10 protein-coding genes are annotated in these 13,696 nt (G+C 71.7%); 5 read left to right on the top strand and 5 right to left on the bottom strand.

What is annotated here, in order from left to right; genetic code table 11:
* Positions 1-8: 8 nt before the first annotated feature.
* Positions 9-1,589 (bottom strand): GMC oxidoreductase, encoded by a 1,581-nt coding sequence (locus ACZ7KX_RS17865; RefSeq protein ID WP_470327235.1) that lies wholly within the window; start codon positions 1,587-1,589, stop codon positions 9-11.
* 316 nt (positions 1,590-1,905) lie between these two features.
* Between ACZ7KX_RS17865 and ACZ7KX_RS17860 the strand changes: the two genes are divergently transcribed.
* Both ACZ7KX_RS17860 and cydB read left to right on the top strand, forming a co-directional pair.
* Positions 1,906-3,288, top strand: coding sequence for a cytochrome ubiquinol oxidase subunit I (locus tag ACZ7KX_RS17860; protein ID WP_470327234.1), 1,383 nt, complete (start codon positions 1,906-1,908; stop codon positions 3,286-3,288).
* Between the two features lie 25 nt (positions 3,289-3,313).
* A complete protein-coding gene (gene cydB / locus ACZ7KX_RS17855) occupies positions 3,314-4,324 on the top strand; it encodes a cytochrome d ubiquinol oxidase subunit II (RefSeq protein ID WP_470327270.1) in 1,011 nt (336 codons plus the stop codon).
* 45 nt (positions 4,325-4,369) lie between these two features.
* Here the strand turns inward: cydB and ACZ7KX_RS17850 are convergent, their stop codons facing one another.
* Complete coding sequence (locus ACZ7KX_RS17850; protein ID WP_470327233.1) at positions 4,370-5,296, bottom strand: cyclase family protein; 927 nt, start codon at positions 5,294-5,296, stop codon at positions 4,370-4,372.
* The gene (locus tag ACZ7KX_RS17845) at positions 5,293-7,116 is read right to left on the bottom strand and encodes a glycoside hydrolase family 15 protein (protein WP_470327232.1); all 1,824 of its coding nucleotides are present in this window, start codon (positions 7,114-7,116) and stop codon (positions 5,293-5,295) included. Before ACZ7KX_RS17845 ends, ACZ7KX_RS17850 begins: the two co-directional genes overlap by 4 nt.
* 316 nt (positions 7,117-7,432) lie before the next feature.
* On the opposite strand from ACZ7KX_RS17845, the gene ACZ7KX_RS17840 reads away from it, so the two are divergent.
* Positions 7,433-7,798 (top strand): hypothetical protein, encoded by a 366-nt coding sequence (locus tag ACZ7KX_RS17840; protein WP_470327231.1) that lies wholly within the window; start codon positions 7,433-7,435, stop codon positions 7,796-7,798.
* A gap of 54 nt (positions 7,799-7,852) precedes the next feature.
* Here the strand turns inward: ACZ7KX_RS17840 and ACZ7KX_RS17835 are convergent, their stop codons facing one another.
* Positions 7,853-8,620, bottom strand: coding sequence for a hypothetical protein (locus ACZ7KX_RS17835; protein ID WP_470327230.1), 768 nt, complete (start codon positions 8,618-8,620; stop codon positions 7,853-7,855).
* 281 nt (positions 8,621-8,901) lie between these two features.
* Positions 8,902-10,296: a family 16 glycosylhydrolase gene (locus tag ACZ7KX_RS17830; RefSeq protein WP_470327229.1), complete on the bottom strand. Its 1,395-nt coding sequence runs from the start codon at positions 10,294-10,296 to the stop codon at positions 8,902-8,904.
* A 459-nt stretch (positions 10,297-10,755) separates the two neighbouring features.
* Here ACZ7KX_RS17830 and ACZ7KX_RS17825 point away from each other — a divergent pair, with 459 nt between their 5' ends.
* Together ACZ7KX_RS17825 and ACZ7KX_RS17820 are read left to right on the top strand one after the other, a co-directional pair.
* Complete coding sequence (locus ACZ7KX_RS17825; RefSeq protein WP_470327228.1) at positions 10,756-12,033, top strand: aspartate aminotransferase family protein; 1,278 nt, start codon at positions 10,756-10,758, stop codon at positions 12,031-12,033.
* Between the two features lie 361 nt (positions 12,034-12,394).
* Positions 12,395-13,657: a phenylacetate--CoA ligase family protein gene (locus tag ACZ7KX_RS17820; RefSeq protein WP_470327227.1), complete on the top strand. Its 1,263-nt coding sequence runs from the start codon at positions 12,395-12,397 to the stop codon at positions 13,655-13,657.
* Positions 13,658-13,696 lie beyond the last annotated feature (39 nt).

Below are 13,696 nucleotides of genomic sequence, written 5' to 3'. Positions count from 1 at the left end.
CTCCTGCTCTACTTCAGTCGGGCGGCGATGAGGTCACCGACCCGGAGGGCGTTGGCGATGGCGGTCAGTGACGGGTTCACCGCGCCGATGCTGGGGAAGAAGCTGGTGTCCACGACGTAGAGGTTGTCGAGGTCGTGGGCCTTGCAGTCCACGTCGAGGGCGGAGCTGCGGGGGTCGTCGCCGAAGCGCACGGTGCCGGCCTGGTGGGCGGTGGCGCCGATGGGCATGCCCTTGTGCAGGTAGATGCTGTGCGGCAGCAGGTGGTGCTCGTGCATGCCGAGGTGGCCGAGCATGCCCTGGAGCTTGTGCCGGAGCCGTTCCAGCCCGGCGGTGTTGTTCTTCTCGTCGAGGGCCAGGTGGATGTCGCCGTCGCGGTCGAGGGTGACCCGGCTCCCGGGCAGCGGGAGGTCCTCCCCGCACAGCCAGAAGTCCACCGAGTGGTGCGCCAGCACCTCGAACGGCAGGTCGGGCGTGACCGTGCCCGCCCAGCGCGGCGCCTCGCCGTGGATCTGGTCGGTGTCGGACTTGCCGAGCATCTGGACGCCGCCGAGCGGGTAGTCCCAGTCGTCGGCGCCCAGGTACCAGTCGTGCAGGGCGAGGGTCTTCTGGAAGCGGGTGGGGTTGGGCTCCCTGGAGACCGCCATCAGCGCCAGGTTGTTGTGCCGCATGTAGTGGCGGCCCACCACGTCCGAGCTGTTGGCCAGGCCGCCCGGATGCCTGTCGTTGGCCGAACGCAGCAGCAGGGCTGCTGAGTTGACGGCTCCGCAGGCGACCACCACGATGTCCGCGCGGAAGGTCGTCACCGTCCCGTCCGTCAGCTCGGCAACGACCCCGGTGACGGTGCGTCCGGTCGGGTCGGTATCCAGCCGCCGTACGTTCGCGCCGGTCACCATCGACACGTTGCCGTGCTCCAGGGCGGGGTCGACGCAGATGACCTGGGCGTCGGACTTGGCGCCGAGCAGGCACGGGAAGCCGTCCACCCGGTCGCAGCGGATGCAGGCGCTGGTGCGGGTGGCGTTGCCGTCGCCGTCCTGGGTGAGGTTCACCCCGATCGGCAGGTGGAACGGGTGCAGCCCCTTCTTCTCCAGGTCGTCGCTGAGCTGCTGGATGCGGGGCTCGTGCTCCACCGGCGGGTGGGCGTACTGGGCGCTGAACGGGCCCTCGGTCGGGTCCTCGCCGTGTCGTCCGTGGACCAGGTAGAGGTGCTCGGCCTGCGTGTAGTACGGCTCCAGGTCCTCGTAGCGGATCGGCCAGGCGGGTGAGATCCCGCCGTGGTGGCGGAGCTCGCCGAAGTCCTCGGGCCGCAGCCGGAACAGCGCGGCGCCGTAGAACTTGGTGTTGCCGCCGACGTAGTAGTTCACCTCGGGCGGGAACCGGTCGCCGTGCTTGTCGTACCAGAACTCGGGGGCGCGGTAGCGGCCCTGGACGAAGACGGCGGTGGAGTCCCAGTTGTCCCGCTCCCGCGGCAGGTAGTCCCCGCGTTCCAGGATCAGGACGCGCTTGCCGGTGGGGGCGAGCCGGTGGGCGAGCGTGCCGCCGCCCGCGCCGGTGCCGATCACGATGACGTCGTAGTGCTGGTCGTCGGCCACGCGGGCCCGCCCTTCGCGCCGGTGGGGACATCGGACATTCACTGCAAGACCGGAAGGTAACGGGCGCTCGCGCGGGGCAGGGCGCGACGGGCCCCGCGGGCGTCCGCGTTCACCTGATCGCCCGGCGCGGGCTCCGGATCCGGCCCGCGACCGGGCCCGCGGCCGCGCCCGGCACCGCCGACGGTGACGTCGACCGCGTGGGGCGGGCTGCGTGGGCGCCCGGCTGCGTGGGGCGGGCTGCGCCATCCGGTGGGCGGGCCGCCGGAGCTCGCCGTGTCACCGCACGTCTCCCGCCCCGGGCTGCTTGCCTGGGACGATGAGTCAGCTCGACCTCGCCCGGCTGCAGTTCGCGATGACGTCGATCTACCACTTCCTCTTCGTCCCGGTGACGATCGGCCTCGCGTTCCTGATCGCCCTGCTGCAGACCGTCTGGTACCGCACCGGACGGCCCGACTACCTGCGGCTGACCCGCTTCTTCGGGACGCTCCTGGTGATCAACGTCGCGGTCGGCGTGGTGACCGGCCTGGTCCAGGAGTTCCAGTTCGGCATGGACTGGTCGGGCTACTCGCGCACGGTCGGGGACGTCTTCGGCGCACCGCTGGCGATGGAGGGGCTCGCGGCCTTCTTCCTGGAGTCGACGTTCCTCGGGCTGTGGATCTTCGGGTGGGACAAGCTGCCGAAGCGGGTGCACCTGGCGACGGTCTGGGCGGTGGCGGGCGGCAGCGCGCTGTCGGCGGCGTTCATCATGGCGGCCAACTCCTGGATGCAGCACCCGGTCGGCTACACGATCGACCCGTCCACCGGCCGGCCGCAGCTGAGCGACGTCTGGGCCCTGTTCACCAACCCGGTGTTCCTGCGGGGCTACCTGCACGCCCTGCTGGCCTCACTGGTGACCGGGGCCATGGTCATGCTCGCCGTCTCGGCCTGGCAGCTGCGCAAGGGGGCCGACCCCGGGCTGTTCCGGCCGTCCGCCCGGCTCGCCCTGGTCGCGCTGACGCCCGCCCTGCTGTTCGCCATGCTCGTCGGCAGCGAGCTGGGAGTCACCGAGGGCAAGTACCAGCCGATGAAGATCGCGGCGGCCGAGGCGCAGTGGGACACCTGCCAGCCGTGCGCGTTCTCGGTCTTCCAGATCGGCGGCGGCAAGAACGACCAGGACCCGACGAAGTTCATCGCCATCCCGCACCTGCTCTCGCTGCTGGCCACCAACAGCTGGAACGGCCAGGTGCTCGGGCTCAACACCGTCCAGAGCCAGTACGAGCAGGAGTTCGGTCCGGGCGACTACGTGCCCAACGTCTTCATCCAGTACTGGTCGATGCGCGTCATGGCCTACCTCGCCACGCTGGCCCTCCTGGTCGGCGTCTGGGGGCTGTGGCTGCTCAGACGCGGACGACTGGGCTCGTCCCGCCTCTTCCTGCGGGTCGCCCAGTGGGCGGTCGTGCTGCCGTTCCTCATGAACACCGCGGGCTGGCTGCTGACCGAGAGCGGCCGCCAGCCGTGGATCGTGCAGGGCATGCAGCTCACCAGGAACGCCGTCTCCCCGTCCGTCGACACGACCGACGTCGTGATCAGCATCCTGGTGTTCTTCCTGCTCTACGCCGCGCTGGCCGCCGTCGCCGGCGTGCTGCTGGCGCGGTACGCCCGCAAGGAGGCCGCTGCGGCTCCGAACGAGGACCAGCCCGTCCCCGCCGTGACCTACTGAGGTCCCGACTCACCCCGAGGTCGTGATGGACGCACTCGCCGTCTTCTGGTTCATCCTGGTCGCCGCGCTGTGGACGGGCTTCTTCGTCCTGGAGGGCTTCGACCTCGGCGTCGGCATGCTGCACGCGCTGCTGGCGCGGGACGAGGCCGGGCGCCGGGCCGCGATCAACACGATCGGGCCGCTGTGGGACGGCAACGAGGTGTGGCTGATCACCGCCGGGGCGGCGATGTTCGCGGCCTTCCCGAGCTGGTACGCGACCATGTTCTCGGGCTTCTACCTGGCCATGGTCCTGCTGCTGGCCGGGCTGATCGTCCGCGGGGTCTCGTTCGAGTTCCGGGGCAAGGTCGACAGCGCGCGCTGGCACTCCACCTGGGACGTCCTGCTGACCGCCGGCAGCCTGATCGTGCCGCTGGTGATCGGGATCGCGCTGGGCGGCCTGCTGCACGGCCTGCCGATCGGGGCCGACCAGGAGTACACCGGGTCGTTCGCCGACCTGTTCACCGGCTACGGCGTCTTCACCGGCATCACCCTGGTCGCGCTGTGCGTCCTGCACGGGGCGACGTTCATCGCGCTCAAGAGCACCGACGACCTCCGCCGCCGGGCCAACCTGCTGGCCCGGCGGTCCGCCCCCGTCGTCGGCCTGGTGGTGCTGGCGTTCGTCACCTGGACGCACTCCACCGCCGGCCGCGGCGTCCTGATCAACCTCGCCGAACTCGCCGCGGTCCTGGCCGTGTTCGCCGCCGCCTGGCTGGTCGGCGCCGGACACGAGGGCTGGGCCTTCGCCGCCACCACGGTCGGGATGGCCACCACGGTGATCTCGCTCTTCGTCGAGCTCTACCCCAGGGTCATGGTGTCGAGCACCGACTCCGCGTTCGACCTGACCGTGCAGAACACCGCGTCCGGTCACTACGCGCTCAAGGTGATGACCGTGGTGGTGGCCGTCCTGCTGCCGGTCGTCCTGGCCTACCAGGGCTGGACGTACCACGTGTTCCGGCTGCGGCTGACCACCGCGCACTTCCGGACGTCGGCGGAGTAGCCTCACGGTCCCTCACAGCCCCGGCCCTCACAACCCCCACGGCCCTCACAGGACGGCGACCGGGTTGACCGGGGACCCGGTGGCGCCCGGCAGCCGCAGCGGCGCCACCACGCAGAGGAACGCCCACCGCCCCTCCCGCGCGCAGAGCGGCGCCAGCTCCTCGAAGCACAGGTAGTCCAGCAGGTGCAGCCCCATCGCGTGCACGGCCAGGACGTGCACCGGGAAGTCGACGCCCTCCGTCGGGCTCGGGGCGGTGTCGTTGTTCCCGTCGCCGCCCAGCACGCAGACCCGACGGTCCGCCAGGAACTCCAGCGCGGACGGGTGGAGCCCGGCCCGCGCCCGCGCGGCGGGCCAGGCCCCGAGCTCGGCGCGGCGCCTGCGGTGGCCGACCCGGACGAGGAGCAGGTCGCCCTCGCCCACCCGGACGCCCTGGGCGACCTCGGCCGCGGCGAGGTCCTCCGCGCCGACGTGGTCGCCGGGCTCCAGCCACGGCACGCCACGCAGCCTCGGGACGTCGAGCAGGACACCGCGGCCGACGATCCCGTCCCGGGCCGCCTCGACGGACAGCGCCGCGGCCCCGGACGCCGTGACGACGTCCGCCGGCACGCCGCCGTGCAGCGTCCCGTCGTAGACCACGTGGCACAGGGCGTCGAGGTGGCTGTCGGCGTCGCCGTGCACGTTCATGGCGAATCGGTCCATCGCGAAGTCGAGCCCGCCCGTCCGGCCGTCCGGCACCGCCGTCATGCTGTGCTGCGCCGGCTCGGGGTCGTCCGGTCCCGGCCGGGTCTGAACGGGCGCGGCGAGGCCGACCGCACGACCGGTCCGCACCTCGGCGGCGGCGGCCGCCACGCGCGCGGGGGTGAGCGCCACCAGCGCGCCGCGCTCGCCGGCGGCCCACGCCGAGCGCGAGCGCAGCGCCCGGTACAGCTCGCCGAAGTCGGCTGCGCTCTGCGCGGCCTGTCGGGCGGTCATCCGCGCCGCTGTTGCTTGTCGAGCGCCTCGTCCAGCGTGGTGGCGGCCATGATCAGCGCGAGGTGGGTGAACGCCTGCGGGAAGTTGCCCAGTTGCTCGCCGCTGGGCCCGATCTCCTCGGCGAACAGACCGACGTGGTTGGCGTAGGTGTGCATCTTCTCGAAGGTGTAGCGCGCCTGGCGCAGCCGCCCGGCCCTGGCCAGCGCGTCCACGTACAGGAACGTGCACAGGCTGAAGGTGCCCTCCGAGCCGCGCAGGCCGTCCGGCGAGGCGGCCGGGTCGTAGCGGTAGACCAGACTGTCGGAGACCAGCTTGCGCTCCATGGCGTCCAGCGTGTTCAGCCAGCCCGGACTCTTCGGGGCGATGAACCGCAGCCGGGGAATGAGCAGCAGCGAGGCGTCCAGGACGTCGCCGTCGTAGTGCTGGACGAGCGCCTGTTCGGTCTGGCTCCACCCGTGTTCCATGACCTGTTCGAGGATGGCGTCGCGGGCCGCCGTCCAGCGCACGGTGTCCGCGGGCCTGCTGTACTGCTGGGCCACGTGCAGGGCCCGGTCGAACGCGACCCAGCACATCACCCGGCTGTAGGTGAAGTTCTGACGCCCGCCGCGGGTCTCCCAGATGCCCTCGTCGGGCCGGTCCCAGGTCTCGGCCAGCCAGTCCACCGTGCGGGCGAGCCCCTTCCAGCCGTGGTAGCCCGACTGCGCGCCGAGCTCCTGCCCCTCCGCCAGCGCGTAGAGCGCCTCGCCGTAGATGTCGAGCTGGAGCTGGTCGGCGGCGGCGTTCCCGGCCCGCACGGGGTGGGAGCCGCGGTAGCCCTCCAGGTGGTCGAGGATCTCCTCGGTGAGGTTGGGGTCCCCGTCGACGCGGTACATGATCTGCAGGCGTTCCCCCGGGGAGTCCGCCCGGTCGTGCATCCGGTCCCCGAGCCACCTCGTGAACCTGGCCGCCTCCTCGACGAACCCGAGGTCCAGCAACGCCCGGACCGACAGCGCGCCGTCACGGACCCAGGAGTAGCGGTAGTCCCAGTTGCGCTCACCGCCGACCTGCTCGGGCAGGCCCATGGTGGCGGCGGCGATCGGCGCGCCCGTGGGCGAGTAGGTGAGCAGCTTGAGGGTGATCGCCGAGCGGTTCACCATGTCCGGCCAGCGGCCGCGGTAGTGGGAGGTGCGCACCCAGTTCTGCCAGAACTCGCCGACCTCCCACATCTGCTCGTGGAGTGCGCCGAGGTCGAGCGGAGCGGGCGCCTCGCCGTCGGGTCCGCAGACGGTCAGCTGGGCCCCGGCGGACCCTCCGGCGTCCAGGACCACCTCGCCGCGGACGTCGTCCCCGTCCCGCACCAGGGGGAAGGTGCTCTGCAGGTGTGCGGCGATGCCCGGTGCGCGGAACGAGGCGCCCTCGGGGCCGAGCCGCAGCTCGTGGGAGGCCCGCCCGTAGTCGAAGCGCGGCCGGCACTCCAGGGTGAAGCGGACCCTGCCGCGCACCGCCCGCACCAGCCTGACCAGGGTGTGCCGGTCAGTGGGGCGCTGGGTGCGGTCGGGCGGCATCCAGTCCACCACCTCGCCGACGCCGTCCGGCGACATGAAGCGGGTGACCAGGACGGCCGTGTCCGGGTAGTAGAGCTGCCTGCGGGTGTCCTCGGGATGCTCCGGCGACAGGCGGAAGTAGCCGCCCCGGTCGTGGTCCAGCAACGCGGCGAACACGCTCGGCGAGTCGAATCTCGGGGCCGCGAACCAGTCGATGACGCCCTCCGCGGACACCAGCGCGGTGGTCTGCAGGTCCCCCACGAGGCCGTGGTCGGCGATGAGTGGGTAGCGCTCCATGCCGTTTCTCCGAAGGTCTGCCGGACTCCGTCCGATGAAAGTCCTTCTGCTGCCACTGTCCGGTATGTTCGGCCCGCGCGCGCGATGTGACCGCCGGACCCGCCCTGACCAGGCGACCGTCCGCCACGGGGCCCGGGAGCCCGGGCCCGGGCCCACCCGGCGGGATCGCCCTCCTTGCAGCCCACGGTCGTTTCGTCTTCAACCTCACGGTCGGCGCGGACCACGGGCCGCCGACTCGTCGAACGCCCTTTCCCGCCACGGCTCCCCGACTACGCTTGCCTGCGTCAGGCCACGATCGAACGAGGGGGGACCACCCATGCCGTACGAGACCGGCGCGAGGGTGAAACTGACCAGGGACGTGCAGGTCACCGCGGACGGCGCAGTGGCCGGGGACGGCTCCCCCGGTCCGCTGTTCCTGGCCGGGGGCTTGCAGGGCATCGTCACGGGCTCGGCGAAGGAGGCCGGCGGCGGTGCCCAGGACCACCTCGCGAGCTTCGACCAGCAGATCCGCGGCCAACAGTTCGACCCCTTCGCGGCGAGCCTGATCGACAACCTCCGTCAGCGAGTCATCCAGTACTCGGCGTACGACGGCGGCGCCGGTGCTCGGATCACGTACAAGGTGCGCTTCGAGAACGGGTTCGTTCTCCACGGTCTCGAAGAAGAGTGGCTGACCGGAGCCTGAGTGACCGCCCCGCGGCCCCCGCAGGGCTGCGGGGGCCCGGCCGGGCCGCGGCGATCAGCCCGGGTAGGTGATCGAGCCCAGCGGTGGGCAGGGGACGAGCGTGGTGTCGGCGCCGGGGCGTTCGACGAAGGCCCGGGCCTCGGCGGCCCGCCGGCGCCGGGTTTCCAGCTCGTCCGCGTACCAGGCGTCGCGCATCGCACGGGGCTGGTCCCACGAGCCGTCGATCAGATCGAGGCTGGTGTTGCCGGCGCTGCGCTGGAACTCCGCCTTCACGGCGGCCTGTTGGATCGCGGTCTGGGCCGCGGCGACATCGAGGCGGGTGATCAGGACACCCGGGGTGTTCGGTTCGCGGGTCGGCAGGGGGGCCTGCGGGAGCAGCGACACCCCGGTGTCGAGGCGGCCTATGTTGTCGACGGTCGCGTCCTGGGCGTCCCTCACCATGATCTGCATCTCGCGGTGCAGCCAGAAGTACTCGTCGAGGTCGGCCTGGGTGATGCGCATCCGCTCGTACAGGGCCCGGAAGCGGGGGTCCCGGTGAAGCGGGAGCATGGGGGCCATGTGGAGCGCCACGCAGTCGTTGAAGCCCCCGGACACCGCGGCCTCCAGGTGGAGGACGGTCGTGTCCACCTGCCCCTGCGACCACGCCAGCCCGGCGAGGCTCGCGTGGCCCGACGCGGCGAGCCAGGCACCCGCGGGGCCGAGCGCCCCGGCGCGGGCGACGACGTCGTGGAGGCCCCTGGTCCCCACGCCGGGCCCCTTGCTCAGGAACTCCACCAGCACTTCGTGCAGACGGGTGGTCAGGGAGCTGACGGTGTCGACCATGGATCTCCTCGGGCCTCGGCGGTGAAGAGCTGCGGGGACGTCAAGTCTTCGACACCCCGCGGGAGATGACGTGCGGGCGGGGCGATCGGTTCCGGTTCGTTCCGGCCGCCGCCCTCGGGGCACCGGCGGCAGTGGTCGCAGGCCCTCGCCCGCCCCCTCGGGCGGGTCCCGACGGGACGGGGGCCGTCGCGGGCCGGGGTCGTCGGCGCCGGCACGTGTGACGCAGCGGCCCGGGCGCGCGGTGGGAGTCCGCGCGGCCGGGCCGCTGTCAGGGCGGTGGGTCAGTGCTGCCACACCCGCACGTAGTCGACCTGCATGTCGGCCGGGGTGACGGCCGGGTACTTGGAATCGACCGCGTTGTTCAGGATCAGGTACATCGGCGCCGAGGTGATGCCGGTGGTGATCTGCCCGACCTTCACGCCGTCGTAGTAGTAGGTGACCGAGCCCGGCGCCCACTCCGCGCCGTAGGTGTGCCAGCCGCTGTAGTCCCCGTGGGCGCAGCTGCCGGGGCCGCCCGCGTCGGAGTGGAAGTGGTAGCAGGCCTCGCCACCCAGGCCCTCCATCACGTCCATCTCACCGTCGGTCGGCCAGCTCTGGCCGTCCGTCCAGAAAGCGGGCCAGTTGGCGACCTGCGAGCCGGACGGCGGCAGGTAGATCCGGGCCTCGAACGCACCGTAGGTGAACTGGGCCTTGCCGTTCGTGTTGATCAGGCCCGAGGTGTACGGGTAGGTCTTGCCGTTCACGGTGGCCGGCTTCTGGACCGCCGTCAGGTGCAGGCTGCCGCCGTTGACCGCGACCTGGGACGGGGAGTACGCGGCGGACTCCTGGGAGTTCACCGGCTGGGTCGTGCAGGTGCTGCAGCCGAACCAGTTGGGGTTCCACTTGGCGGCGTCGAGCGAACTGCCGTTGAACTCGTCCGCGAAGACCTGGTGCCAGGTGCCCGGGACCCCGACCGGCCCGGCGGAGGCGCCGCCGGTCGCCGTGGGCGTGGCGGTCGGCGACGGCGTGGCCGTGGCGGTCGCTGTCGCGGTCGCGCTGGGCGAGGGCGTGCCGGTGGCGGTCGCGGTCGGCGACGGCGTGGCGGTGGCGGGGGGCGAGGGCGTACCCGTGGCAGTCGGGGACGGCTTCGCCGTGGCGGTCGCGGTCGGCGACGGCGTGGCGCTCGCGGTGGCGGTCGGAGACGGCGACGCGGTGGCCGACCCGGTGGCCGTGGGCGACGGGCTCGACGCCGGGGCCGAGGGGGCACCCGAGGTGAAGGTGTTCACCGGGCTCAGGTTGTGCCAGCGGTTGGCGCTCTCGTACGCCACGAAGTACGTGTACGTGCCCGCCGGGAACGTGCGGCTCTCCGGCGTGAACGTGAGCTGCGAGGAGGTCAGGGTGGCCGGGATCGCACCGCGGAAGTCGTAGTGGGCGCCGTTGGCCGACCGCACCGCGATGGTCAGCGCCTGGACCGCGGTCTGGCGCGTGGCGTGCAGCTTGGCGGTGGCCGTGACCGGGCTGCCGGCGGCGGAACCGGTCGGCGTGACCGAGATCGAGTCGACCACGACCGGCTCCGTCGAGTTGCTGGGCATGGCCCAGGCGGCTGCGCCGGTTCCGGTGGCGGCCAGCGCGATCCCGAGCGCGAGGAAGCGGCGCCCGCCGGACGTGCTGCGGCGGTGCTTCGAGTGTTTCGCCATACGAGGAAGGACCCTTTCGTTCCCCCCTCGGCTGTGGACTCGCAGCAGCCTGAAGGAGGGATGGTCCGTATGCAAGCTCGATGCCCCGGCCGGACCGGCGGCATTGATCATGCACCTGGCCAAGTCTCCTGGTCGGGCGGGGTTTCGGGATGCCGCCATCGGCCGGCTGTGATTCGGCACACAAGTCGTTCCCCGACCGGGCTTGCGAGCCACCACTTTTCTCTCAATACGGACAAATCGCACCAAAGCCCATAAGGGCTCCCGCCCTTGATCCGAATCCGGCCGGGGAACCGGGCGGCAGCGGGTCGCGGCCGGTGGAGCCGCGGCCCGTGTCGCGCCCGATTTGACCGGTTTGCGGAGCAGAGGTCGGGTAGCTTCTCTTCCCTGGCAGCCGTCCACGCGTCCCGGCCGTCCGGTCGAACACCAAGTCGATGCCGTCGCAGGGAGAGTGAGCCCCGCATGTCGAACCTGCTCGGCCGCCATCGCGCGGTCATGCCGAAGTGGATGTCGCTCTACTACGACGAGCCGATCGAGATCGTGAGCGGCCGGGGGCGCCGCGTCACCGACTCCGACGGGCGCAGCTACCTCGACTTCTTCGGCGGCATCCTCACCAACATGCTCGGGTACGACGTGCCCGAGGTCCGGGAGGCCGTCGAACGGCAGCTGCGCACCGGGGTCGCGCACACCTCGACGCTGTACCTCATCCGCCCCCAGGTGGAGCTGGCCGAGCGGATCGCGGAACTGTCGGGCATCCCGAACGCCAAGGTCTTCTTCACCAACTCCGGCACCGAGGCCAACGAGACGGCACTGCTGCTCGCCACCCACGCCCGCCGGTCCGACCAGGTGCTCGCCCTGCGCAACAGCTACCACGGGCGTTCGTACGCGGCCACGGCCGTGACGGGCAATCGGAGCTGGAAGAACTCCTCGCTCTCCCCCGTCAACGTGCACTACCTGCACGGCGCCGACCGCGCACGCTTCCCGCACCTGTCCGACGAGGAGTTCCTGGCCTTCTGCGCGGACGACCTGCAGCACGTCCTCGACACGGCCACCGCCACCGACGTCGCCTGCCTGATCGTGGAGCCCGTCCAGGGCGTCGGAGGCTTCACCGCCGCACCGGACGGGCTCCTCGCGAGGTACCGGGAGACCCTGGACCGGTACGGGATCCTGCTGGTCTCGGACGAGGTGCAGACGGGCTGGGGCCGTACCGGAGAGCACTTCTGGGGCATCCAGGCCCACGGTGTGACACCCCACGCCATGACCTTCGCGAAGGGCCTGGGGAACGGCTTCGCGATCGGCGGCGTCGTCGCGGACGGCGCGCTGCTGGACGCACTCCCGGCCAACGGCATCTCCACCTTCGGCGGCAACCCGATCGCGACGGCGGCGGCCGGGGCCACGCTCGACTACCTGCTCGCCCACGACCTCCAAACCAACGCACACCGGCTCGGCCGCCTGCTGATCGACGGCCTGCGGGCGGCGGCGGAACGGCTGCCGATCGCGCGGGACGTCCGGGGCAAGGGCCTGATGTTCGCCGTCGACCTGATCGACCCCGGCACGGGATCGCCGAGCCCGTCGCTGGCCACCAGGGTGCTGGAGCGCGCGAAGGAGCGGGGCCTGCTCATCGGCAAGGGCGGCCTCCACGGCCACGCCCTGCGGATGGCCCCCGCACTCACCCTGACCGAGGACGAGGCCCGGGAAGGGCTGGACATCCTCGTCGACTCGCTCGCCGCCGCCTGCTGACACCCACCCCGGGCGGCCGGCTCTCCCCGAGCGTGGCCGAAATCCTCCGCGATTAGCTTTAGTTGAATTCGAGACATTTCATGTGCGGCTGTCGAATTCTCGACTGAGACGCAGGTCACCATTCCATTCCGGACTGCCGGAAAATCCTGCTGATGAAGCCTCAGTTCGCGTCATCACCAACCCAACGGCAGGCTGTCGACTGGGATCCGAAGGCCCATCAAGGTGCTAGCCTCTCTTCCTGCGAGTAGGAGGCCAGTTCCTCCTGACTTCGCCTCAGTGTCGACCGAATGATCTGTGCGCATCCGGATTCGTGATGCGGCACGCTCGGTCCGTTCTCCTCACAGCCTCAGAGCAGGAATTGATGCCCGTTCAACCAATAGCGGAACTCGTACGGTTCGCGCGCCGCAATTCGCCCTTCTACGCGGAGCTGTACGCCGGTCTGCCGGACCGGACCGCACGGCTGACCGACCTCCCGGTCGTCCCGCAGGCCGACTTCTGGCAGGCCAACACGCCTCGCGACAACCGGCTGCTCACCGGTCCGCTGGAGGAGGCGGTGGTCTTCAAGAGCGGTGGCACCACCGGCTCGCCGAAGTTCTCGTTCTACAGCCGGGAGGAGTGGCGGGAGTTCACCACCTCCTTCGGCGCCGGGCTGGTCGATGCCGGACTGCGCCCGGGGCACCGGGTCGCCGACCTCTTCTACGCGGGCGACCTGTACGCCAGCTACACCTTCATCCTCGACGCCCTGCACCGCTCGCCCGTCGCCAACGTCCGGCTGCCGATCGGCGGGGCCGCGCCGCTGGAGTCGACCGCGCAGACCCTGGAGCAGTTCGCGGTCGAGGTGGTGGCCGGCACTCCGACCACGCTGTGCGGACTGGCCGACCACCTGCTGGCCACCGGCCGCGAACTCCCCTCCGTGGAGCTGCTGTTGTTCGGCGGCGAGGGCCTGTACCAGGACCAGGAACCGCTGCTCGGCAAGGTCTTCCCCAACGCCCGGATCTCCTCGATCGGCTACGCCGCCGTCGACGCCGGGCTGGTCGGCCGACCGGTGGCCGGGGAGGACACCCGGGTGCACCGGGTGTTCACCCCGGAGACGGTGGTGGAGATCCTCGACGAGCACACCGGCGAGCCGATCACCCGGGCCGGTGTGCCGGGGCGGGTCGTGGTGACGGACCTGCGGCGACGGCTGATGCCGGTCCTGCGCTACCCCGTCGGGGACCGCGCCGAGTGGACCGACCCCGCCGCCGGACGGTTCCGCATCCTCGGCCGGGCCCAGGAGGGAGTCCGGGTCGGGCCGGTGTCCCTGTACACCCAGGACGTGCTCGACCTCGTCCGGACCGCCGACCCGGCCGGCCGGGTCACCGGTGTGCAGCTGGTCGTGCGCCGCTGGGACGGCCGGGACGGCCTGGTGCTGCGGCTGGCCTGCGACGGGAACCCGAGCGGCCTCCCCGAGCTGGCCGCCGCCGTCGAGGCCGGGATCCACGCGGCGCGACCGCTGTACCCGGAGGCGGTCGCCGCCGGCTACGTCCACCCGCTGTCCGTCAGCTGGGTGCGCCAGCAGGAACTCGCCGTCAACCCGCGGACGGGCAAACTGATCCGCGTCCTCGACGAACGGCCGCACTCGTGACGGCCCACGGAACGGCCGCCGGACCGGCTCCCGGGACAG

Source organism: Kitasatospora sp. NPDC038210 (assembly GCF_055600605.1).
The sequence above is the reverse complement of the archived record's forward strand: the minus strand, read 5'-3'. Positions and strand labels throughout refer to the sequence as shown.